At 47.9% G+C, this 22,886-nt stretch carries 26 protein-coding genes; 16 read left to right on the top strand and 10 right to left on the bottom strand.

The features are described 5' to 3' along the window. Positions 1 to 97 precede the first annotated feature (97 nt). A complete protein-coding gene (gene sucC, locus Q5L94_RS03640; protein ID WP_317497111.1) occupies positions 98 to 1,264 on the top strand; it encodes an ADP-forming succinate--CoA ligase subunit beta in 1,167 nt (388 codons plus the stop codon). Then, a complete protein-coding gene (sucD, locus tag Q5L94_RS03635) occupies positions 1,264 to 2,136 on the top strand; it encodes a succinate--CoA ligase subunit alpha (RefSeq protein ID WP_317497110.1) in 873 nt (290 codons plus the stop codon). Before sucC ends, sucD begins: the two co-directional genes overlap by 1 nt. Positions 2,137 to 2,858: 722 nt before the next feature. Here the strand turns inward: sucD and Q5L94_RS03630 are convergent. After that, a complete protein-coding gene (locus tag Q5L94_RS03630) occupies positions 2,859 to 3,035 on the bottom strand; it encodes a DUF6435 family protein (RefSeq protein WP_317497109.1) in 177 nt (58 codons plus the stop codon). Between the two features lie 280 nt (positions 3,036 to 3,315). Then, the gene (locus Q5L94_RS03625; protein WP_317497108.1) at positions 3,316 to 4,431 is read right to left on the bottom strand and encodes a DEAD/DEAH box helicase; all 1,116 of its coding nucleotides are present in this window, start codon (positions 4,429 to 4,431) and stop codon (positions 3,316 to 3,318) included. 272 nt (positions 4,432 to 4,703) lie between these two features. Between Q5L94_RS03625 and Q5L94_RS03620 the strand changes: the two genes are divergently transcribed. From Q5L94_RS03620 to Q5L94_RS03605, 4 genes are all read left to right on the top strand, one after another. Next, positions 4,704 to 5,096 (top strand): hypothetical protein, encoded by a 393-nt coding sequence (locus Q5L94_RS03620; RefSeq protein ID WP_317497107.1) that lies wholly within the window; start codon positions 4,704 to 4,706, stop codon positions 5,094 to 5,096. Positions 5,097 to 5,208: 112 nt separating this feature from the next. Further along, positions 5,209 to 6,468, top strand: coding sequence for an acyl-CoA dehydrogenase family protein (locus Q5L94_RS03615; RefSeq protein ID WP_317497106.1), 1,260 nt, complete (start codon positions 5,209 to 5,211; stop codon positions 6,466 to 6,468). Further along, the gene (locus tag Q5L94_RS03610) at positions 6,461 to 7,546 is read left to right on the top strand and encodes a phosphotransferase family protein (protein WP_317497105.1); all 1,086 of its coding nucleotides are present in this window, start codon (positions 6,461 to 6,463) and stop codon (positions 7,544 to 7,546) included. Before Q5L94_RS03615 ends, Q5L94_RS03610 begins: the two co-directional genes overlap by 8 nt. Before the next feature lie 43 nt (positions 7,547 to 7,589). Further along, positions 7,590 to 8,360: an SDR family oxidoreductase gene (locus Q5L94_RS03605; protein ID WP_317497104.1), complete on the top strand. Its 771-nt coding sequence runs from the start codon at positions 7,590 to 7,592 to the stop codon at positions 8,358 to 8,360. A 7-nt stretch (positions 8,361 to 8,367) separates the two neighbouring features. Here Q5L94_RS03605 and Q5L94_RS03600 read toward each other — a convergent pair whose 3' ends face one another. Beyond that, positions 8,368 to 8,826, bottom strand: a complete 459-nt coding sequence (locus Q5L94_RS03600; protein ID WP_317497103.1) for a hypothetical protein — start codon at positions 8,824 to 8,826, stop codon at positions 8,368 to 8,370. 76 nt (positions 8,827 to 8,902) lie between these two features. Here Q5L94_RS03600 and Q5L94_RS03595 point away from each other — a divergent pair, with 76 nt between their 5' ends. The 6 genes from Q5L94_RS03595 to glnS are packed head-to-tail and all read left to right on the top strand — an operon-like array spanning position 8,903 to position 13,804. Beyond that, positions 8,903 to 9,163, top strand: coding sequence for a hypothetical protein (locus Q5L94_RS03595; RefSeq protein ID WP_317497102.1), 261 nt, complete (start codon positions 8,903 to 8,905; stop codon positions 9,161 to 9,163). 27 nt (positions 9,164 to 9,190) lie between these two features. Beyond that, positions 9,191 to 9,595, top strand: coding sequence for a hypothetical protein (locus Q5L94_RS03590; protein ID WP_317497101.1), 405 nt, complete (start codon positions 9,191 to 9,193; stop codon positions 9,593 to 9,595). Beyond that, positions 9,592 to 10,380 (top strand): 5-oxoprolinase subunit PxpA, encoded by a 789-nt coding sequence (locus tag Q5L94_RS03585; protein WP_317497100.1) that lies wholly within the window; start codon positions 9,592 to 9,594, stop codon positions 10,378 to 10,380. The genes Q5L94_RS03590 and Q5L94_RS03585 overlap by 4 nt, the downstream gene beginning before the upstream one ends. Positions 10,381 to 10,388: 8 nt before the next feature. Further along, positions 10,389 to 11,120 carry a 5-oxoprolinase subunit PxpB gene (gene pxpB / locus Q5L94_RS03580; protein WP_317497099.1) on the top strand — a complete coding sequence of 244 codons (732 nt, stop codon included), beginning with the start codon at positions 10,389 to 10,391 and terminating at the stop codon, positions 11,118 to 11,120. Continuing rightward, a complete protein-coding gene (locus Q5L94_RS03575; protein WP_317497098.1) occupies positions 11,117 to 12,070 on the top strand; it encodes a biotin-dependent carboxyltransferase family protein in 954 nt (317 codons plus the stop codon). The genes pxpB and Q5L94_RS03575 overlap by 4 nt, the downstream gene beginning before the upstream one ends. Positions 12,071 to 12,118: 48 nt before the next feature. Continuing rightward, positions 12,119 to 13,804 (top strand): glutamine--tRNA ligase, encoded by a 1,686-nt coding sequence (gene glnS / locus Q5L94_RS03570; RefSeq protein ID WP_317497097.1) that lies wholly within the window; start codon positions 12,119 to 12,121, stop codon positions 13,802 to 13,804. Here the strand turns inward: glnS and Q5L94_RS03565 are convergent. The 5 genes from Q5L94_RS03565 to Q5L94_RS03545 form a co-directional block, all read right to left on the bottom strand. Next, entirely contained in the window at positions 13,791 to 14,828 is a 1,038-nt protein-coding gene (locus tag Q5L94_RS03565) for a saccharopine dehydrogenase family protein (RefSeq protein ID WP_317497096.1), read from the bottom strand. The genes glnS and Q5L94_RS03565 overlap by 14 nt on opposite strands. 7 nt (positions 14,829 to 14,835) lie before the next feature. After that, the gene (gene fur / locus Q5L94_RS03560) at positions 14,836 to 15,279 is read right to left on the bottom strand and encodes a ferric iron uptake transcriptional regulator (RefSeq protein ID WP_317497095.1); all 444 of its coding nucleotides are present in this window, start codon (positions 15,277 to 15,279) and stop codon (positions 14,836 to 14,838) included. A 45-nt stretch (positions 15,280 to 15,324) separates the two neighbouring features. Continuing rightward, positions 15,325 to 15,858 carry a flavodoxin FldA gene (fldA, locus tag Q5L94_RS03555; protein WP_011234721.1) on the bottom strand — a complete coding sequence of 178 codons (534 nt, stop codon included), beginning with the start codon at positions 15,856 to 15,858 and terminating at the stop codon, positions 15,325 to 15,327. A 77-nt stretch (positions 15,859 to 15,935) separates the two neighbouring features. Next, a complete protein-coding gene (locus Q5L94_RS03550) occupies positions 15,936 to 16,151 on the bottom strand; it encodes a DUF2788 domain-containing protein (RefSeq protein WP_011234720.1) in 216 nt (71 codons plus the stop codon). A gap of 100 nt (positions 16,152 to 16,251) precedes the next feature. After that, entirely contained in the window at positions 16,252 to 17,028 is a 777-nt protein-coding gene (locus Q5L94_RS03545) for an alpha/beta fold hydrolase (RefSeq protein WP_317497094.1), read from the bottom strand. A gap of 106 nt (positions 17,029 to 17,134) precedes the next feature. Between Q5L94_RS03545 and Q5L94_RS03540 the strand changes: the two genes are divergently transcribed. Both Q5L94_RS03540 and pgm read left to right on the top strand, forming a co-directional pair. Then, complete coding sequence (locus Q5L94_RS03540) at positions 17,135 to 17,617, top strand: replication initiation negative regulator SeqA (protein WP_317497093.1); 483 nt, start codon at positions 17,135 to 17,137, stop codon at positions 17,615 to 17,617. Further along, positions 17,617 to 19,254, top strand: coding sequence for a phosphoglucomutase (alpha-D-glucose-1,6-bisphosphate-dependent) (gene pgm, locus Q5L94_RS03535; protein ID WP_317497092.1), 1,638 nt, complete (start codon positions 17,617 to 17,619; stop codon positions 19,252 to 19,254). Before Q5L94_RS03540 ends, pgm begins: the two co-directional genes overlap by 1 nt. Positions 19,255 to 19,258: 4 nt before the next feature. On the opposite strand, the gene Q5L94_RS03530 is transcribed toward pgm, so the two are convergent. Beyond that, positions 19,259 to 20,545 carry an MFS transporter gene (locus tag Q5L94_RS03530; RefSeq protein ID WP_317497091.1) on the bottom strand — a complete coding sequence of 429 codons (1,287 nt, stop codon included), beginning with the start codon at positions 20,543 to 20,545 and terminating at the stop codon, positions 19,259 to 19,261. Between the two features lie 152 nt (positions 20,546 to 20,697). On the opposite strand from Q5L94_RS03530, the gene Q5L94_RS03525 reads away from it, so the two are divergent. Next, positions 20,698 to 21,783 carry a DUF2066 domain-containing protein gene (locus Q5L94_RS03525; protein ID WP_317497090.1) on the top strand — a complete coding sequence of 362 codons (1,086 nt, stop codon included), beginning with the start codon at positions 20,698 to 20,700 and terminating at the stop codon, positions 21,781 to 21,783. After that, positions 21,783 to 22,496: a DnaA regulatory inactivator Hda gene (gene hda / locus Q5L94_RS03520; protein WP_317497089.1), complete on the top strand. Its 714-nt coding sequence runs from the start codon at positions 21,783 to 21,785 to the stop codon at positions 22,494 to 22,496. The genes Q5L94_RS03525 and hda overlap by 1 nt, the downstream gene beginning before the upstream one ends. Here hda and Q5L94_RS03515 read toward each other — a convergent pair. Further along, positions 22,493 to 22,882 carry a DUF2069 domain-containing protein gene (locus Q5L94_RS03515; RefSeq protein WP_317497088.1) on the bottom strand — a complete coding sequence of 130 codons (390 nt, stop codon included), beginning with the start codon at positions 22,880 to 22,882 and terminating at the stop codon, positions 22,493 to 22,495. The two genes, hda and Q5L94_RS03515, sit on opposite strands and share 4 nt — an antisense overlap. Positions 22,883 to 22,886: the final 4 nt, after the last annotated feature.

Below are 22,886 nucleotides of genomic sequence, written 5' to 3'. Positions count from 1 at the left end.
GCTGTTAATTATGCGCCGAGCAGGTTAAAATTCGGCGCGGTATTCGGGTAGGCAGCACTTTGCTGCTTGAGTTGTTTCAACGAATCGGAAGAGCATCATGAATTTGCATGAGTATCAGGGTAAACAACTCTTTAAAGAGTTTGGTTTGCCAGTATCTGAAGGTTATGCCTGCGACACTGCTGATGAAGCGGTAGAAGCGGCAAAACGTATTGGTGGCGACATTTGGGTTGTCAAATGTCAGGTTCACGCAGGTGGCCGCGGTAAAGCGGGCGGCGTGAAATTAGTGAAAAGTTTAGACGATGTTCGCGCATTCGCTGAGCAGTGGTTAGGTAAAAACTTAGTAACTTTCCAGACCGACGAAAAAGGTCAGCCGGTTGCTAAGATTTTAGTTGAAAGCTGCACTGACATTGCAGACGAGCTTTATTTAGGTGCAGTTGTTGACCGTGCTTCACGCAAAATCGTGTTCATGGCATCAACTGAAGGCGGCGTGGAAATTGAAACCGTTGCTGAAGAAACACCTGAGAAAATCTTGAAAGCTGAAATCGACCCTACGGTTGGCGCGCAGCCATACCAAGGTCGCGAACTAGGCTTTAAACTGGGACTGACTCCAGACCAGGTTAAGCAATTCACTAAGGTCTTCATGGGCCTGGCGAAAATGTTCGAACAGTACGACTTAGCACTGTTAGAAATTAACCCATTGGTTATCACTGACGAAGGCAACGTTCACTGTCTGGATGCGAAAGTTGGCATCGACAGCAACGCATTGTATCGTCAGCCTAAAATCCGTGAAATGCACGATCCGTCACAAGACGACGCACGCGAAGCGGAAGCGGCAAATTGGGAACTGAACTACGTAGCACTAGACGGCAATATTGGCTGTATGGTTAACGGTGCCGGCTTGGCGATGGGTACTATGGACATCGTTAAACTGAGTGGTGGCGAGCCAGCTAACTTCCTTGACGTTGGTGGCGGCGCAACCAAAGAGCGTGTTTCTGAAGCGTTCAAAATTATCCTGTCAGACAGCTCTGTTAAAGCCGTATTGGTTAACATCTTCGGCGGTATCGTACGTTGCGATATGATTGCTGAAGGTATTATGGGCGCTGTTGAAGAAGTTGGCGTTAAAGTACCGGTTGTTGTTCGTTTAGAGGGTAACAACGCGGAGCTGGGTAGAGAAAAACTGAAAGAAAGTGGCCTGAACATTATCGCTGCAGAAAGCTTGTCTGATGCTGCCGATAAAGTTGTTGCTGCGGCAGGAGGTCAATAATGAGCATTTTGATCGATAAAAATACCAAAGTTATCTGCCAGGGGTTTACTGGTGGTCAGGGGACTTTCCACTCTGAACAAGCGATTGCTTACGGTACGCAAATGGTTGGCGGTGTTACACCTGGTAAAGGTGGTCAAGAGCACTTAGGTCTGCCTGTTTTCAATACAGTGAGTGAAGCTGTAGAAGCTACTGGCGCAACTGCTTCAGTTATCTACGTACCAGCTCCTTTCTGTAAAGATTCAATCATCGAAGCAGCAGACGCTGGTATCGAACTGATTGTTTGTATTACTGAAGGCATTCCCACATTGGACATGCTGTACGTTAAAGAATACCTGACGCACAAAGGCGTGCGCATGATCGGTCCAAACTGCCCGGGTGTTATCACTCCGGACGAGTGTAAAATCGGTATCATGCCTGGTCACATCCACAAGAAAGGTAAAGTGGGTATCGTGTCACGTTCAGGTACATTAACGTACGAAGCAGTTAAGCAGACTACTGACGCTGGTTTTGGTCAGTCTAGCTGTGTTGGTATCGGTGGCGACCCTATCCCGGGTTCTAACTTCATCGATATTCTGGAACTGTTTGAAAAAGATCCAGAAACCGAAGCTATCGTAATGATTGGTGAAATCGGCGGAACGGCAGAAGAAGAAGCGGCAGAGTACATTAAAAACAATGTCTCTAAGCCGGTTGTTTCTTACATTGCTGGTGTTACTGCGCCTCCTGGCAAACGTATGGGCCACGCTGGTGCCATCATTGCCGGCGGTAAAGGTACTGCTGACGAGAAATTTGCTGCACTTGAAGCAGCAGGCGTTAAAACTGTACGCAGCCTGGCCGAAATTGGCAAAGCTGTTGCAGAGAAAACTGGCTGGTAATAACGGCCAACGCTTAGACAAAACCCGGCCTTCGAGCCGGGTTTTTTGTTGGTGGCTTTGTGGTAAGAAGGGCTGGTCCTCACGGAGACGCTACGTGCACGTCCGTGTGCGCTTGTCTCAGGCCATCCTTGGCCTTCGACACTCCGTGAGGCCTAGTCCTTCTTCCCTTGCCTGCAACAAAATACCGCGGTATCTCGAAGCCAGCATGGTGAGGCTACAACATCTGGCACTAGCTCTCAGCTATTTCGACCTTCTGGCTCAGCAACAATCACAGCGACGACTCTTTTTCTGAGGATTAAATTAATACGGAATTGAACAGCAGAGCGAGCATAAAGAAGTTAAAGCAGAGAGCCATTGAGCCTGATTTGTTTGTTGTGTTTTTCAATGAAGAGTAAAAAAGTTCCCTAGCCGAAGCTAGGGAAAAAATTCGCACTTCCAGGGAGAGGAAAAGCAAAGACCTGTAAAACAAAACTTAAGATTGCTTAAGTAATTGTCATACATATTGTAATGAGAATCGTTATTATTTGCAAGTTGGTTTTAGATATTATGATTAGGGCGTGAATACATCGATTGAGAAAACCAAATTTTTCTAACAAATAGGTTAGTGGGAAGACTGATTATGATGGCTAGTGTAAGGCACAAATAGTGCACAGATATCTTTACACTCACGGAAGGACGGTAGATGAGTGCGGGTTGCCAGTTAGCAACCCAAAACTTAAATCTTATTTATTTTGATTTTCCAGTGCTTGAATTTTATTCCAGAGTTCGTCTGCTTGCTGGCTGATATGCGAACTATCCCGAATGTTTCCGTTACGCTGCATTTCCATGGCTTTTTCCTGCAACTGCTTTAGTTCTTTACGCATTTTCTTCGTAGGATCTGATTTGAAAAGTCCAAACATTAATGAGTGCCTCGAGTTACTATGTGTATCTAGCGATACGAGAAAACCTGGTTAAAAGTTTATTTGTCGCTTAGGATTTTGAATTCTAGACGAGTCCATATGAAGCTATTTACCGGAACCAATACTAAAAGCCTGGTAAGGCCGTACTGGTTGGTGACACCACCGCCAGTGCCGGGTATGGATGCTTTAGACCATGCTCATGAGTTAAGTAGCAAAACTATCCACGCTGGTCTTTAGTAGGAGCCGGCGTCGTTCCGTTAAGTTCGACGCCGGCAATGCCTTACAGCTGGCGCTGCTCAATTCGCTGGCCTATAAGCTCTTCAATGGCTTTCAGCGCTTCAGCGTCCTCGTCCGTTACCAACGATATAGCATGACCGGTTTGGCCTGCGCGGCCAGTGCGACCAATACGGTGTATGTAGTCTTCCGCAACGTGGGGGAGATCGTAATTGATTACGTACGGCAGCTTTTCAATGTCGATGCCGCGTGATGCTATGTCGGTGGCGACAAGCACCTGCACTTTGTCGTTTTTAAAGTCAGCCAATGCTTTGGTACGGGCACCCTGACTTTTGGCACTGTGAATAGCCGCTGCCAGAAAGCCGGCTTTATCCAGCTGTTTGACTAACCGGTTAGCGCCTTGCTTGGTGCGCGAAAATAGAAGCACCTGGGGTAAGTTGAGACTTTTCAGTATCTTTAATAGCAGCCCTAACTTTTGGCTTTTTTGCACTTCATACAACGTTTGTTCAATAGGCTCGGCAGTAGCGTTGGGTGGTGCTACGGAAATTTCTACCGGTTTGTTCAGCAAGCTTTTAGCCAGGGTGCGAATATCATCTGAAAAGGTCGCTGAGAACATGAGTGTTTGGCGCTTAGCTGGTAATAACTTAATAATTTTCTTAATGTCGTTAATAAAGCCCATATTGAGCATACGGTCGGCTTCATCTAGTACCAACACCTCTAGCTCGGGAAAGCGAACTGCGTTTTGTTGGTATAAGTCCAGCAAACGGCCCGGTGTGGCGACCAGAATATCCACGCCTTTGCGAAGCTTCATCATCTGCGGGTTAATTTTCACACCGCCAAACACCACCGCGTAATTCAATGGCAGACGGGCGCTTAAGTTAGCAACACTTTCACCCACCTGAGATGCCAATTCACGAGTCGGTGTTAAAATGAGCACGCGAGCTGTGTTTGCCTTTGCGCGCTCGTTGCTTTTGAGAATGTCTAAAATCGGTAAGGTAAAGCCTGCTGTTTTACCTGTGCCGGTTTGCGCCGCAGCCATGACATCTTTCCCAGCTAGCACTAAGGGAATAGCTTGCGCCTGAATGGGCGTGGGTTCGCTATAACCCTGACGTGAAAGGGCTGAAAGCGTTCCATGGGAAAGTCCTAGATCAGAAAAGATCATGTAGTTGTGTGCGCTTTGATAGTGGTTGGGGGATTCTAACGGAAAGCCAGGCTTTTCGCATTTTATTTAAGCTTACAACTTATTGCTCTTGAGCTTTTTTAAGAGCTTGAAGTTCTCTCCGCGTACTTTAAGTCTTTTAGCTATGGTAAATCTAAACAGAGCTCATTAGCGTAGGTATCAGTTAGAAACGCTGCGTTCTAGTTTGACAGATCGCGGCTTAGTAAATAACACTTGAGGACAGCGATTGATCTTTGTTGTAACGGGAGGTTTTTATGAATGCAGAACAGTATCTGAACGATTTCCTCAGTCATCGTTTACCAGATAGCAAATCATTGTCTGAATTTTATGAGGTTGCGGAAGAGCAAAAAGAAGAGCTGCAGCAACTGGCTAATACTATAGTTGAGCTTCAGACTGATGCAGCTACACCAGCCGACCACACCAGAACGCAGTCCTATGATGCACTTGCTGAAGAGCGAGCGAATATTGTTTCTAATATGGAACTGGCAGGAAGCCGAACGGAGCGAGAGTCCCGCGAGAGGCGCCTGGATGATATTCAGCGTGAAATGGAAGTAGAAAATCAGACCGACAGTGATAAAGAAACCGAAATTGGAGACAAACTTAGTCAGCTTGAGCGCATTACTGACAGTGTCGTGGCGCGGATGTAGTAGACCCGAAAGCCCCCTCTCAGCCAATATCAATTTTAGGTAATCTACAGAGTTGTACCAGTACTGTTTTCATGTCTACAATGCTGTTTAACGTTGGCTGGGAGCGGGTGTTATGGACTTTTCCTACAGTGCGAAAACAAAGAATTATTTAGCGCGGCTAGACGCCTTTATGCGCGAGCATATTGAGCCGTACGAAGACCAATATCAAAAAGAGAATTATCGTCTGAACAGCACGCCGAATTGGCGTGAATGGCAGGTGCCGCCGCGGGTGGCTGAGCTTAAGCAAATGGCGAAAGAGCAGGGGCTTTGGAACCTGTTTTTGCCGGACGAAGAGTTTGGTGCTGGTTTAAGCACGCTGGAATATGCGCCATTAGCTGAGCGCATGGGTCGCAGCCTCTTAGCACCCGAGGTCTTCAACTGCAACGCACCTGACACGGGCAATATGGAAGTGCTCTATCACTTTGGTGATGACCCGCAGCAAGAGCAGTGGTTAACACCACTTTTAAACGGCGACATTCGCTCGGTGTTTTGTATGACCGAGCCCGATGTCGCGTCCTCCGATGCCACCAACATGCAAACCACCATTGTTGCCGATGGCTCAGACTGGGTTATTAATGGCCGTAAGTGGTGGAGTACGGGTTTAGGCCATCCGGACGCTGAAATTGCCATTGTTATGGGGCTGACCGACGAGGACGCCGACAAGCATCATCGCCATTCCATGGTATTGGTGCCGTTAAACACGCCGGGCGTGAATATTGAACGGATGTTGCCTGCCCTGGGCGAGTACGACGCTCCCTATGGCCATGGCGAGGTGGTGTTCGATAACGTACGCGTACCGAAAGAAAACATTATTGTTGGCCCAGGTGCGGGTTTTAAAATTGCGCAGGGGCGTTTAGGGCCGGGACGAATTCACCATTGCATGCGTGCTATTGGCGCGGCAGAACGTGCGCTGGAGCTTTTCATTGAGCGTGGCGTATCGCGCATTGCCTTTGGTGAGCCGTTAATGAAGCTGGGTGGTAACACCGAGCGCTTAGCTGACTTACGTGTAGCCATTGATCAGGCGCGGTTACTGACACTGCACGCGGCATGGCAAATAGATAACGTAGGTGCACTTAAAGCCATTAAGGAAATATCGGCCATTAAGCTGGTGGCACCGAATGTGCTGCAGCGGGTGGTGGACGAAACCATGCAGTTGTTTGGTGGGGCCTCTATGTGTCATGACACGCCACTGCCGGGCTTATTAACCGTTGCGCGTTCGCTGCGCATTGCCGATGGACCCGACGCGGTTCACCGCGCGACTATTGCAAAAACAGAGTTGAAACAAAGAGAAAAACAAAGGGAAAAACAATGGAAAGGGCGCTCTAATGACTGATCCATCATCCGCCGTAGTCGATCAGGCGAGTGACGTACGCGAAGAAGAAACCTTGCCCGTAGAGGCATTAGATAATTGGCTGGCGGAGCACATTGGTGACGAGCTTCCGGAAGACCGCGGTACTTTGCGCATTACCCAATATACTGGTGGTGTGTCGAACTGGACCTACCGTTTAGATTACAACGGGTTGGCATTAGTGTTGCGCCGCCCACCAGATGGCACAAAGGCCAAGTCAGCCCATGATATGGGTCGTGAGTTTCGCCTGCAGAAACGCCTGAGACCAGAGTTTCCGCACGTACCCCGAATGCTGGCGTATTGCCGTGACGAGTCGGTTATTGGCGCCGAGTTTTATGTGATGGAACACGTAACCGGCATTATTCCGCGGAGGCGTTTTCCTAAAGGACTGGAGTTAAGTTCTGAGCAGGCGCGGCAATTATGCACGAACGCGTTGGATAAACTGATAAAGCTGCACCAGGTAGATTTAGACAGCACCGGACTACGCAAAATAGCCAAAGGTAAAGGTTACACCGAACGTCAGGTAAATGGCTGGTGTGGCCGTTATGAAAAAGCAAAGACCTGGAATGTATTCGGTGCGGGTTCGGTTATGCGTTGGCTTAAAGAGAACCAGCCGCCAAGCGAGAAAATTTGTCTGGTTCACAATGACTTTCGCTTAGACAACCTGATACTCAACCCGGATGATCCAACCGACATTATTGGCATTCTGGACTGGGAACTGGCGACTTTAGGCAACCCGTTAATGGATTTAGGTAACTCGCTGGCTTATTGGATAGAAGCGGGCGATGACAAAGTGGCGCGTGCGACCAAACGGCAGCCGAGCGACTACCCTGGCATGCTAACCCGCAAAGAAATTATCGATTACTATTGTGAGCGCACCGGCACTAAGGTAGAAGACTTTGCCTTTTACGAAGTGTTTGGTTTATTCCGTTTAGCGGTGATAGCCCAGCAAATTTATTACCGCTACCACCATAAGCAAACCACCAATAAAGCCTTTAAGAACTTCTGGTTTTTGGTGAACTACTTGCTGTGGCGTTGCCGTCGTCGTATTGCCAAAGCCTAAAAAATACGAGTAAAAAGACAATAACAATAAAGAGAGCTCAATAATGTCTCAAGAAAGGAAGACCATTTTAATTACCGGAGCCAGTTCTGGTCTGGGGCAAGGTATGGCTCGCGAGTTTGCCGCTCAGGGCAAAGACCTATGCCTGTGCGCACGTCGGTTAGACCGGCTGGAAGCCTTAAAAACCGAATTGGAAGAAAAGCATTCTGGCATAACGGTCAGCATTAAAACTCTGGATGTAAATGCTCATGAAGACGTATTCCGCGTGTTTCAAGAGTTTAAGCAAGAGCAGGGGCAAGTTGACCGCTTTATTATTAACGCGGGCATGGGTAAAGGCGCTGCGCTGGGTACTGGCTACTTTGAAGCAAACAAAGCCACGGCTGAGACGAACTTTGTAGCCGCGCTGGCGCAGTGTGAAGCGGCTATGGAAATTCTACGAGAGCAAAAGCAGGGGCACCTGGTAACGATTTCGTCCATGAGTGCTTTCCGCGGTATGCCGCGGGCTATGACGGTTTATGCGGCTACCAAAGCTGGGTTGGCATCATTAACGGAAGGCATTCGTGCAGACTTAATGAAAACCTATGGCAGCAACAGCCCGATAAAAGTTTCGACCATTTACCCCGGCTATATTCGTTCGGAAATTAACGAGAAGGTTAAAAAAACGCCTTTTATGGTGGACACCGAAACCGGCTGTCGCTTATTGGCAAAAGCCATTAACAAAGAGCCGGTTCAAGCTTATGTACCGCGTTGGCCGTGGGCATTAATGGCGTTTTTAATGAAACGATTACCACTGAAATGGGTGTTAAAGCTGGCTTAGCTTTCGGTTATTCACCAGAGTCAGCGCACACGGCGTCGCCGCGGGTAGAAACCTGGACCGAGAGAGACTGGCTGACGCCTTGTGCATCGTTAAACAGAAACACCGGCTCGACTAAAAACATGTTGCCGCGCTTGCCATCGTGGTTGATTTCCAGCCGCTGATTCGCCAGTTCCAGTTTAATGCAGCCATCGTGCTCTGTGGTCATTATGCGTTCCCATTTATCTGGCTGTGGTTCGTGCAGCCAAATTTCATGGCCCTGCCAACTTTGTTTTTCACCCCGTTCGCACCAGTAGCTATGAACCTCCAGCGCGCCGTCTTCACTGGTTTCCAGTTGGCGAATGTCGCACTCGTCTTCATGCGGTAATTCTGGTTCCATGGCGGTGTACTGGTACACAACAACACTGACAAAAATGACGAGAAGTGTGACGGCCGAAGCGCCTAACCAGATAAGAATTTGCTTTAACATATGGCTCCAGAACCTGATACAGTATAAGTTCTTAGTATAAAGACAATAATGATAAGAACAATGACTTGGGGGAAGTATGTGGCAGCGTGTTTTGGCATTACTGATTCTGATTGTCGGTCTGTTAATGGCCGTTTTGGGTGTGGTGAGTGACAACGATACCAATGTCAGACTGTCGGGTGCGGTATTGATGTTAATTGGTATTATCTGGCTATATAAGCAACCGACGCTGAAGTCGCTTAACCGTACCGACAAGCCAACGTTAAAATGGTATCAGTCCCCAATTCTCTGGATACCGATTATTGCGATCATCATCTTTGTGATTAGTCTGTTTATGTAAACAGAGACTCAGTTAGGAATCGAATTCATGAATATAGCAAAACGAATTGTTATTTTGGCCGGTGCGGTGGGGCTGTTTTTTTATACCGCAGAGCAGGAAGAGCTGATTACCTTAATTGCGAACTTTAATCTGAGCTGGTACAAACTGGGCGTTCCTGTTGCCTGGGGCTTAGTCATTGGTGGGCTTTGCGCGCTGTTAAAATTCCGCTGGCTGCTTTCCTGGATGGCACCTGTTACCTTAGTTGCCAGCGCCATAACGACTATGGGGCTCACCGGTGCAGCAGCGGTATTTGTGAAACATCAACTGATGGTGCTGTGCTTGCCTCCGTTGCAGTTAGCCGCCGTAGGTGTTGGTTTGTATTTATTTGCCGTGGGTCTGGTTAAGCTAATGGGAGACATTGAAGCCAGAAAATCCGAAAAAGGTGAGGAATGAGTCGTCAAAGTAGCCCCGAAAGTAATCCGGGAATTACATTAAACAGCGATATTGGTGAAAGCTTCGGAACCTGGAAAATGGGCGCCGATGACTTAATTATGCCGCACATCGACTGCGCTAATGTAGCTTGCGGTTTTCATGCATCAGACCCGTTAACTATGCTGAAAACAGTCAAGTTAGCCAAGCAGCATGATGTGACGATAGGCGCGCATCCTGCGTACCCCGACCTCGTTGGTTTCGGCCGACGTCACATGACGTTAAAACCCGATGAAGTAACCGCTTTAATTCAGTATCAGGTGGGGGCTTTACAGGGCATTTGTGCAGGCCAGAAAACCGAAGTGAAATATGTGAAGCCACACGGCGCACTTTATAACGACATGTTAAGCGACGGTCAGCAATTCGATGCTGTTTGTCAGGCCATTGCCGCCTTGCAGGACGACAGACATGAACCCTTGCCGTTAATGGTTATGGCAACTCCCGAAAATGACGCCTGGCGCCACCGCGCGCAGCAGTTTGGTGTGGAATTATGGTTTGAAGGTTTTGCCGACCGCGCTTATGACGATAATGGGCAATTGCGTTCACGGAGTAACCCCGACGCTGTGCATGGCGATGTTGAGGCCATGTATGCTCAAGCAGAAGCTTTTGCGACAGGCCGTGCTATTGAGAGCGTGTCGGGCAAGTCGCTGCAAATTGAAATTGATTCTCTTTGTGTTCACGGGGATAACCCCAAAGCGATAGAAACCGTAGAGAAGCTGCGGAGTATTGTCCGGCAAGCTAACGAATAAACTTAGGAATGACCTATAGTTCAGTTATGAAAGAAGAGCTTGATTTTCCAAAACTCGTTTCAGCCGGCGCCGATGCCGTTATTGTCTATTTAGGCGAGGGCATTAGCGTGTCAGTTAACCAGCGTGTTCTGGCTGCGGTTAAGGCAGTTAAAGACCAACTGTCTGACGTTGTGCTGGATTTAGTGCCGTCCTATAACTCCTTAATGGTTTATTATAACGTGCTGAGCATTGATGAGTCTGAAATACGCGAACGTCTGCGTAACGCTTTAACTGACCTCAGCTCTGATACTAGCGAGCAGAGTGGCAAGCGGCATCGTATTCCGGTTTATTATGACGAAAGTGTCGGACCGGATTTAGCCCGCATTGCTGAAATGAACAACTGCTCTGTGGATGATGTAATAAAAATGCACACCGAACAGACGTACCGCGTATACGCCATGGGCTTTGCGCCGGGCTTCGCTTATTTAGGCGAAGTTAGTGAGAAGATAAGGACGCCTCGTTTAGATAACCCCAGAAAGCGCATTACCGCCGGCAGCGTCGCCATTGCTGAAAGCCAGACCGCTGTTTATCCGTCGGCATCGCCTGGTGGGTGGAACATTATTGGCCGTACTTCAACTCAGTTGTATGACCCGTCCTCCGGGACCATCAGCCCGCTGAACGTAGGCGATGAAGTCGAGTTTTACGCGGTAAGCAAAGAGCAGTTTATTGAGGAAGGCGGTGACACGGAGGCCTTGTCATGATGCGTATTATTGAGCCGGGTATGCGCTCAGCCGTTCAGGATTTTGGGCGCTTTGGGTATTTGTCGAAAGGCCTGACCCGCGGCGGCCCTATGGATGAACACGCGTTTTTATGGGCGAACCGGTTGCTGAGTAACCATTTTAATGCCGCTCAAATAGAAATTACCCTGGGCGGCTTTGAAGTAGAATTTGACCGTGACTGCCAGTGTGCTGTGACCGGCGCCGACGTGGAGTTGACGCTGGACGACGAGGTGTTAAATAGCTGGCAAAATTTTAAAGTACGCGCGGGGCAGCGCCTGAAAATGGGGTACGCTAGTGCTGGTGTCAGAGCGTATTTAGCAGTGCAGGGCGGTTTTCAGGTGGAATCTAAGTGGGGCAGTTGCGCAACCGTTACTCGCGACGCGGTTGGCGGCCTGCATGGAGACGGCTCGTTTTTAAAAGCGGGTGACGAACTGAGTTTTAATGAGCAGAATTATCAGGTATCGCGGCGCGTGGGCTGGGCCTACAGAGCAAACTACCAGAAAACCCCGGTTATTGGCTTAATACCGGGCTTTCAGTACGACGCCTTTCCCATGTCGGCAAGAGAAGCTTTCTGCTACGAAGATTACGAAGTGACTAAAGACAGCGACCGCATGGGCATTCGCTTGTCGGGTAAAGCGTTGGAATATGATGGTGAGGGTTTGGTATCTGAAGGCGTGAATGTGGGGTCTGTACAGGTGCCCGCAAATGGCCAGCCTATTATTATGATGAACGACCGCCAGACCTTAGGTGGCTACCCGAAACTGGGCACCATTAACCCGTTCGATTTAGGTCGGTTGGCACAATGCCAGCCAGGGCAGACGGTTCGTTTTACCCGCATTGAAGGTAAGGTTGCACAGCAGCAACTGCGCCGTTTTTATCAGTTTTTTAATGTTCGCTTAGCTTGTCAGGCAAGCGATAACCTGCGATCATAACCGCTTCATTTTATCCGGTGTTGATTTTGTAGCGGAGACAAAAGGTCCATGGCTGATACTGATTCACGTCCCAGTAATTTTATTCGCCAAATCATTGATAAAGATTTGGCCAGTGGTAAGCACTCTACCGTACATACCCGTTTTCCTCCGGAACCGAATGGTTACCTGCATATTGGCCATGCCAAATCGATAGTGCTGAACTTCGGTATTGCCGAAGACTACAAGGGCACTTGTAACCTGCGTTTTGATGACACCAACCCACTGAAAGAAAAAGTGGACTATGTGAACTCCATTAAAAAAGACGTGGAGTGGTTGGGTTATCACTGGGAAGGCGAACCGCGTTATTCCTCTAACTATTTCGATCAGTTACACGCGTTTGCCGTTGAGCTGATTGAAAAAGGTCTGGCCTACGTTGATTTCAGTTCTCAGGATAAAATGCGCGAACTGCGCGGTACGCTGAAAGAGCCTGGCGTAAACAGCCCTTACCGTGATACCTCTGTGGAAGAGAATTTAAAGCATTTTGCTGACATGACGGCAGGTAAGCACGAAGAAGGCACCGCGGCATTACGGGCTAAAATTGATATGAGCTCGCCGTTTATGTGTATGCGCGATCCGGTTATTTACCGTGTGCGCTTTGTACACCATCACCAGACCGGTGATAAATGGTGCGTTTACCCAATGTACGACTTCACCCACTGCATTTCGGATGCGCTGGAAGGCATTACGCACTCGCTGTGTACGCTGGAGTTCCAGGACAACCGTCGCTTGTACGACTGGGTACTGGATAACATCAGCATTGACTGTCACCCGCAGCAAATTGAATTCTCGCGCCTTAACCTGCAATACACGGTAATGAGTAAGCGCATTATTAATACGCTGGTCGACGAGAATAAAGTCAGTGGCTGGGATGATCCGCGCATTGCCAGTATTGCCGGTTTGCGTCGCCGTGGTTATACACCAGACTCAATTCGTGAATTCTGCCGCCGTATTGGCGTGACCAAAATGGATAACCAGGTAGAAATGAGCATGCTGGAAGCCTGTATTCGCGACGACCTGAACGCTAACGCACCACGCGCTATGGCGGTGATGGACCCGGTGAAAATTGTTATTGAAAACTACCCGGAAGGTGAACAGGAATTGCTGGATGCACCGAACCATCCGAATGATCCGGAAATGGGTTCGCGTCAGGTAACCTTCAGCCGCGAAATTTGGATTGAGCGGGAAGACTTCCGTGAGTCGGCTAACAAGAAGTTTAAGCGTCTGGTGCTGGATAAAGAAGTGCGTTTGCGTAATGCCTACGTAATTCGTGCAGATCGGGTAGAAACCGACGATAACGGCGAAATTCAGACTATTTACTGCCATTACGACGCCGACACTCTGGGGAAAGACCCGGCGGACGGGCGTAAGGTGAAGGGCGTTATTCACTGGGTGTCTGCAGAAACCGCAAAAGAAGCAGAGTTCCGTGTTTATGACCGCTTATTCCAGGTGCCTAACCCGGCTGCCGAGGAAGACTTGTTCTCAACCCTTAACCCTGAGTCTTTGATTATTAAGAAAGGCTTTGTGGAAGCTAACTTAGCGAACGCGAAACTGGGCGAAAACTTCCAGTTTGAACGTCTGGGCTACTATTGTCTGGATCAGGACGCTGACACAGAAGTTCGTTTAATATTTAACCAGACCGTTGGTTTACGCGACAGCTGGGCGAAAATAGAGCAGGAACAAACTACTGGATCTTAAACTGGTTCAGTAGTTTAGCGCCGTACAAACGTGAGGGGGTGTAAAAGCCCCCCGACTGTTTCTGGCTTAAAGTATGAACGGCTATCTCAACAGCCCCTTCTGCCGTTAGCGAATAGCCGTTTTTCACTTTTACCCGCATACTTTTCTTGTTGCCTTTGGTGTCGCTGATTTCACCCCAAACGTAAGTCGGGTTATTCTTTCGTTCTTTTTCTTCAGGGCCAGCAGGCTGTGATTCTAGCTTTTTCTTCAGCTTAGCCTGAACCCATTTCCACTTAAATACCCAACGGAACCAGTTCATTCGGCGCATTTTTTTCACTAAGCGTGGGCTGGCCGGTATGTACACTTCAATGTTGGGTATCTCCGTGGTGTAGTAGGCGGTAGAGACATCGCCCCAGGGAATGGTCATGGCATATTTTTCGCCATTACCAAAATCTATCCAGCGAGAATGCCAGGCGTGCGGAACATCGGTAATTTGTCCGTTAATACGGGCGGCTCCACCGTGACCTAAACGCTCTATGCTGGTTTTGGATGTGCCGCGACTCATGCGTGAACCGGAATCAAAACCTAAGGCCAGGTGTGTTGCTTCCGGCATCTGGGCATTTAACCGTGCCGCAATACAGTCAGTTGGAATAACGTCAAAGCCAACGCCCGGGCATATAACAATGCCGGCTTCGCGTGCCGCTTTGTCCATAGAGTGAGCGTATTCAAATACGTCTATTTCGCCAGTAATGTCTAAATAGTGGGTTTTGGTATCAATACAGGCTTGAATAAGAGGAGCGGCGGTCTGGCTGAATGGGCCCGCGCAATTAATGACTAGGTCTACGTCTTCTAATTGCTTTTGAAGTTCATCAATACTGTTGAGCGAGAAGACCTTGTATTGAAAATCTAAATGGCGGGCGACTGGCTCAAGGGCGTTTTCGTTACGGCCGGCTAAAATAGGTTGATAACCGCGTCTTTTAGCCTGGTGGGCAATAAGTTTGCCCGAATAGCCGTATGCACCGTATATGAGCCAGCGCAGTGCCATATTGTTATTATGCCTCAGCGGCAGCTTTGTATTCGCAGCCTTCGCCGCGCTGACATTCCCCGTAAAGGTACAGGCTGTGGTTAGTCAGTTTAATTTTATTTGCCGCGGCGACTTTTTCCTGACGCTTTTCTATTACGTCATCTTCAAATTCAAAAACGTGGCCACAGGTTAAACATACCAGATGATCGTGGTGATGCTTTGCACTCAACTCAAATACCGAACGTCCACCTTCAAAGTGGTGGCGAGTAATAATACCAGCGTCATCAAACTGGTTTAGTACCCGGTAAACGGTAGCCAGGCCAATTTCATCTTTTTGTTCCAGCAGGATTTTATAGACGTCTTCGGCACTGATGTGTTGGTTATCTGGTTTTTTCAAAATCTCCAGAATCTTCATCCGTGGGGAAGTGACTTTTAGTCCTGCTTTTTTCAGCTGTTCGTCGTTACTCGCCATAATAATTCGTATCTCAGTTAAACATGTATAACAGCATACATTGTATTAGCTGTCACTTGCCAGTTCTGCCAGACACATTTCTTCATAAACTTGCTGGCACCATTTGCTAACGCGTTCTTTGGTTAATTCTGGCTGACGGTCTTCATCTATGCCCAGACCGACAAAGTGCGTGTCGTCGGCCATGCCTTTAGAGGCTTCAAAATTGTAGCTCTCGGTAGGCCAGTGCCCGACAATAATACCACCACGGGCTTCAACAATGTCGCGAACCATACCCATGGCATCAAGGAAGTATTCAGCATAATCCTCCTGATCGCCACAGCCAAAAATGGCAATGAGCTTGTCCGTAAAATCGATCTCTTCCAGTTCGGGGAAAAAGTCATCCCAGTCGCACTGAGCTTCGCCGTAATACCACGTCGGAATACCGAACAATAGTAAGTCGTAATTGGCAATATCTTCTTTACTGGATTTGGCGATGTCTTTTACATCAACGAGCTTTTTACCAAGCTCTTTCTGAATCATCTGTGCGACGGCTTCGGTGTTACCGGTGTCGCTTCCAAAGAAAATTCCAACAGTTGCCATAAGTCAATTTTCACCTGATTATACGAATAAACAGTACTGAATGGATTGTCATTCAGCGGCGTAAATTATCAATTGGGTTAAACTCCGGATTCCCAGAGCACCTGAATAATACCTTTAGCGATAAAGCCAAAACAGCCAAGAAAAAGCACCATCCAGACAATAACCTGGCCAAATTTGGGTACTGCAGAACGTTTTAATACGTCCCGAATGGCTAAGCCTATTAGTAAGAATAGTATGCCCAGCGTAAAATTGGTGGCCAGAACTTCAATTTGTTCGTAATACTCAGCTAACATACTGCTTAACCTCGCTGGTACTTAACCTAAGAATGCTTAAAGCGATCTTGACTGTTTTTTACGGCGCTTAGATTACCATAAAGCATGGCTGGTGGCGAGATTACTGCGTTATAAACTCAATGATCAAGCGGTTAAATATTCTGGGTTTCTCGGCATGTAGCCAGTGGCCTGCACCTTCGATAACCTTTACTGACGCATTGCTAAACCGCGCCGCAACTTCTTGTTGATGCTTTTCTGTAAGGTAGTTTGAACTTCCTCCTTTAATGAAAAGCACTGGGCCTTCATATTGGCCTTCGCTGACGGCCGCTGAAATTTGCTGGTAGTTTTCTCTTAGTGCTTTTAGGTTAAGCCTCCACTGGTAACCGTCGTCAGTTTTTTTCAGATTTTTTAGCAGAAACTGGCGTACACCTTTTTCTGAAATTGTCTCAGCTAACTGTTTATCGGCGTCGCCGCGGCTTTTTGCCTGGTCTATGTCCAGGTTAGAAAGGGCGTCTAGTATGCTGTCGTGAGTACCGTCATAAGCTGCGGGTGAAATATCGGCAAATATCGCCGCTTTAATTCTTTCTGGGGCCTTCATGCAAGTTTCCATTGCGATTTTACCACCCATGGAATGACCAACTAAATAAAACTGCTCGAGATTCAGTGAATCAGCCAGTTTGATGATGTCATCTGCCATGTCTGGATAAGTCATACTGTCGCTGTGAAACGATTCACCATGATTACGGGCGTCGGGCAAAATGCAGTAATAGTCTTCTGACAGTTCACGAGCAAGACTTTTTAAATTGTCTTTGTCGCCAAACAGGCCGTGAATAATGATGATAGCCGGATTGGTATCCGTACCTAATGTTTCGTGATTCAACAATGAAGAGTCTGCCATCGAACTGCCTTTAGTGATAAACTTTGGTCTATATTTTCAAGGCTTTGTCGGGCTGTTGCAAGCGACAAAGCGTAACCTTTCAATTTTTAGAGGTAGAAAGTCAACAATGAAGCGGATTGACATTGACGATGACTTATACACGTACATTGCAAGCCACACCAGACAAATAGGTGAGAGCGCATCGGATATTCTGCGTCGCTTGCTTGACGTGAGCAGCAGTGAACCTGAAGCTGACAGTAAAAGCGAACCACCGGAGTCGGTTTTTAACCGTTTAAACGAGCAGGACGTGCGTATTCAAAAAAGCGTAGTGGCACGCTTTCTTTATATTTTAAGCATGTTGTACCGCTGCCACCCGAGTGCATTCTTGCAAGTGCTGGATATTCGCGGGCGCGATCGTCAGTATTTTGCCCGTTCAGAAGAAGCTTTGCTGACATCGGGTAACAGCACCAATCCGAAGCAGATACCGGACTCTCCATTTTGGGTAATTACCAATACCAATACCACTAAGAAAAAAGCCATGCTGACTCAGGTAGCAGAAAAGCTGGGTTACCAATCGGCTGATGCAGAAAAAATTAGGGATTTTTTATAATGGCGGATCACGAGCGAGCAGGCCAGTTGGCGCAGGCCAGCGACTTGACCAATATAGCGCAATTGACCAGTGCGTATTATGTTTATGAGCCGGACCCACGCAAAGCGGCTGAAAAAGTCAGCTTTGGTACTTCGGGCCATCGCGGCAGTTCATTAAAGCGTTCCTTTAACGAAGCGCATATTCTGGCTATTGCCCAGGCTATTTGCGCTTACCGCGAAGAGCAAGGCATTACCGGACCTATTTTGGTGGCTAAAGATACTCATGCGCTGTCTGAGTCCGCTTACATTAGTGCATTAGATATTTTTATTGGTAATGGCATAGAGGTTCAGGTTCAGACCGAGCACGATTATACGCCAACGCCGGTATTAAGCCGCGCGATTATTGAGTGGAATCGTGAGAATAAAGCTAAAGCTGATGGCGTGGTGATTACACCCTCGCATAATCCACCAGAAGATGGCGGGTTTAAATACAACCCGTCACATGGCGGTCCGGCAGACTCTGACGTGACCCGAACCATAGAAAAATACGCAAACGCGCTGCTATCATCAGGGCTTGGTGGTGTGAATACGTGCGAGAGCGAAGATGTATTACAGCACCCAAAATTAACCTTTGTTGACTGGCGCACGCAGTATATTAGCCAGCTTGACGACTGTATTGATATGTCGGCTATTCAGGACGCGAAACTGACATTGGCTGTTGATGCCATGGGCGGCTCGGGTGCGAAATACTGGACGCAACTTGCAGAGCACTACAACTTATCGATTGAGGTTCGTAATGCCGTGGTTGACCCAACTTTCTCGTTTATGCCGCTGGATAAAGACGGCAAGATTCGAATGGATTGTTCGTCGCCTTTTGCCATGGCCAGCTTACTTGAGTTAAAAGATAACTACGATTTGGCTTTTGGTAACGACCCGGACTACGACCGTCATGGCATAGTGACTCCGACACACGGCTTGCTGAACCCGAATCATTATTTGTCTGTGGCAATAGACTACTTATGTAAGAACCGCGACTGGGATAACAGTATTGCTATTGGAAAAACTTTAGTGTCCAGTGCCATGATCGACCGAGTGGTGGGCGCAAACGAGCGACCTCTGATGGAAGTACCGGTGGGGTTTAAATGGTTTGCTAAAGGGCTGTTCGAGCGTTCAATTGCGTTTGCTGGTGAAGAAAGTGCCGGTGCTACTTTACTTGACCGTAAAGGCAATACCTGGACAACCGATAAAGACGGCATTGTCATGGCACTGCTGGCAGCTGAAATACTGGCGAAAACCGGTAAAAACCCCGGGCAGTATTACGATGACTTATGCCAGCAACATGGTACGGCTTATTATCGTCGGGTTGATACGGCTTCCAGTGCACAAAAGAATGGGCGCTTTAAAGACATTCGAGCTTATAAAGTAAAATTGCCTGAACTGGCGGGCGACAGTGTGTCTGACATTTCTACCAAAGCGGCAGGGAATGACGCTCAGTTTGGTGGGATAAAAGTGACGACAGATAACGGATGGTTTGCTGCCAGACCTTCAGGCACAGAACCCGTTTATAAAATTTATGCAGAAAGCTTTGTCAGCGAGCAACATCTGGATGACATTCTGGAGCAGGCCACCACTTGGGTGAATGACCTGCTGTCAGACTAAGCCTTTAACGAAGGACGGCGTTGGATTCCATTTCCTCGTCGTCTTCTTCTTCCGTTTCCGGGGCTTCCTCAGCCATTGATGTTAAAAGCTCATCAGAAGTTTGTGATGGGGCCAGTATGGCAAAGTTGCTGTGCAGCTGGTCTTCTGCTTTTGCCCGACGTGTAATGCGGTACAGCGAATAAAAACCAACACAAGAGGTAAGTGCAGCTAAGAGTAAAAAGAAGTAATTAATGGCACCAAACTGCATTAACGCAGCTACCGCAGGCGCACCAATAATAGAGCCTGCTCCCCCAATTTTAATGATGGCACCGGTTGCTCCCACCATTTGGTCTCGCTCCAGATAGTCGTTAGTGTGTGCCATACCCAGAGAGTACAAGGGCAGTATGAAGGCGCCTAAAAGTCCAACATTTAAGTAAATGAAAATGGCGTTTGATGCATCGAGCTGTGACAGAGCGACTGCGGTCAGAGTTCCTCCAGCGGCGCAAATAGCAATAACAAAACGGCGATCAATGCGATCCGATAAAAGCCCAAATGGTGCTTGTGAAATTAAGCCACCGGCAATAAAGGCAGCCATGAAAAAGGTAATTTGCAGAACACTAAGACCTATGTAGGAAGCATACATTGGCCCTATACCGTAAAACATGGCGTAGCAGGCCTGCATGATAAATGCATTAATGACGCCCAGCGGAACGGTTTTCAGCAGCAGTGAAATGGGAACTTTTCGGTTTTCGTGCGTTGTAGGCTCAGCCGTTACGCTGACCAGAATTGGAATAAGCGCTAAGTTAATGAGCAGAGCGACAATTGCGAAAGCCACAAAGCCGGCCGGATCGGCAACACCAAGAATAAGCTGCCCGACAATAAGCCCACTATAAATAATGACCAGATAGATTGACAGCAGGGTACCGCGACTGCGGTTATCAGCCATGGTATTAAGCCAGCTTTCAACAATGACGAAAATACCAGAAATAGCGAAACCAGTTATAAAACGCATGACGAACCAGACCACCGGATCAACCCAGATGGCCTGCATTAGAATACTAAAGGCAGCCAGTGCGGCAAGACCGCCGAACGAACGAATATAACCTACCCGGCGAATATCTTTTGGCGCGCGGGTCGAGCCAAATAGATAGCCGATAAAATAGGCCGACATGATAAAGCCGGTAACCAGAGTACCAAAACCTTCAATGGTAGCGCGCAAACTTAACAGGGTACTGGTCATGCCCACACAGACCCCAATTAAACTGATACTGCCGAGCAGTGAGCTGATACCGCGAAGTTGTTGTTTTAGCATGCCTTTGTCACTCTCCTTCTGTTTGTCGCAATACTACCGTTAGTGGCTTTATTTTCCTAGTGAAGATTCCCACAAGCTTATCCACAAGTTGTTACTTGCTGTTCGCTATCTGGCTGTTTAATATGCTCTCAAAGTCTTATTTGGATAATGACATGTCAAAGTCGCGGATTCATTATTTCGCTGCCAGTTTATTGTTTCTGTTTAGCCTTTTTATGGCTACGGATGCCGAAGCGAGGTTGATTGAAAATTTGTATTCAGCAGAAGTGCAAGTGTCTTCGCAGAGTTCGTCTCACCGGCAACAGGCAATAGAGAAAGCGTTTGACCGTGTTATCATAAAATTAACGGGGCAAACCGAGTTGACTGGACATGACGCGATACAACGAGCAAGGCGTGATGTGAATAATTACCTGGTGCAATACGGTTACAGCGAAAAAGAAGGAAAGCGAACTTTAACGGCGACATTTGACGGCAGTAAGTTGCGCGTGTTGCTGGCAGAGCACCAGTTACCCTACTGGGGGAGTCGGCGACCGCAACTGATGCTGTGGATAGCGAAGGAAAACAGTAATGGGCAGCGCGTGATCATTGACAGTAATAGCGAGTCAGTATTTACCCAGCAGCTCAGATTCTTTGCGCAGCAATACAGTATTCCAGTTCAGCTGCCTTTGATGGATTTGACAGACAGTTTCACCATAAACGCAACCGATGTCTGGGGGCGCTTTTTAGGCCCGGTGAGAACGACTACAGAACGTTACGGCACTGATGGTTTATTGGTCGGTCGTATGATTCGTCAGGATGACGAGGAAGAGCCCTGGAGTTTAAATTGGTTTGTTGAAGTCGGAGACGACCGTTTTTCTGGTGAAGTGACAGCAACGAGCCCGGACTGGCTTGCCGAGCCTTTGGTTGAGCAGCTAATGGCGCAGTTGGCCAAGCAGTACAGTGTTACCGCCGGCGATGAAAATGTTCGTAATACGTTAATGATTAAAGTTGAAAGGTTAAGTAGCTTAAGCCGTGTTTTAGAGTTGGAAGCATTTTTAGATAGCATTGTCTCTGTTAGTGAAGTTCGTTTACTTGAATACTCACAAGCTATGAGCGAATTTGAGATTGTGGTTAACGGCCCGGTTGATCAGATACTGCAGGCTATTAATCTAGATGGGCGTCTGGTTTCACAGGAAGTGGGCCCCTTTGTTGCGCCGCAGCAGGCCGAAACACCGGTTTACCGTTGGAATGAGAACCGCTGATGTCACCACAGCAACTACCGTTAGCCGTCCAGTTGCCGGATGACGAGATATTTTCTACCTTTCTTGCAGGCGACAACTTAACCTTATTAAGTTGGTTAGAAAGCTTGCCCGCAGCCGAGCCTCCATTAAAGAGAAGCCAGCAACTGACCTGGTTGTCGGGAGCGAGTGGGGTAGGTAAAAGCCATCTAATGCACAGCGTCATAGCCTCGGCCGGGTCACAATATCGTATTGCGTATTTACCTTTGCGCGAGCTGGCTAAAGCCGATGCATCTGCTGTTCTGCAGGGAATTGATCAGGCAGATCTTATTTGTCTGGATGATATTGATACGGTAACCCAGGAACAGAGCTGGAGTTTTGAGTTGTTCTCGCTTATTAATCGCGTAACCGACAATGAGTCGACGCGTTTAGTGATGACGGCCAAGCAGTCTGCGGCTCAAACTGAAGTGTTGTTACCGGATTTGCAATCGCGTTTCCAGTGGGCAACGGGTTTTCAGGTTCAGCCGCTGAATGACGAAGAAAAAATTAATGCGTTAATTTTGCGAGCGCAATGGCGTGGACTGGAGTTGCCGAGCGATGTCGCCGCTTTTATGACTCAACGACTGGGTCGTTCCATGCGAGATTTAATGAAAGCGTTAAACGAGCTTGATAAGGCCTCTATTACTTACCAACGCCGCTTAACAATTCCTTTTGTTAAGCAGGTTCTCGCAATTTAGTCGTAGTCTTTTAGTTTTTTCAGCCCTAATCCCTGAGCTCTTCCCTGATAGCGGGCATAACCTGTTGCGCCAATAAATGCACCGGTGGTAAATATCAGTTCCAGTATTGACCACACACGCTCATCCGGGTGGGTGTAGACCACAGTTAAGCCATGCAGAAAGTAAAACATTAAAACAAAATTAGTCCATGCGTGGGTATAAGGTTTGCCTTTAACCAGCCCATGCAGAGGAAACAACAACGGCAGCACCCAGAGGAACAAAGCAATATAGGCTGGCAATGTGCCTGGCGCATCGGTGGGCATACCGTGCCACAATGCAACTAAAATGAGCAGTGGCCAGTAAAAAATTTGTGTTAACCAGCGGTAAAAGCGTGGAGATGTCGGCATTGGT

It is taken from the genome of Idiomarina sp. Sol25, assembly GCF_033052775.1.
Classification (GTDB): domain Bacteria; phylum Pseudomonadota; class Gammaproteobacteria; order Enterobacterales; family Alteromonadaceae; genus Idiomarina.
Note: the sequence above shows the minus strand (reverse complement) of the source record. Positions and strands in the feature narration are given on the sequence as shown.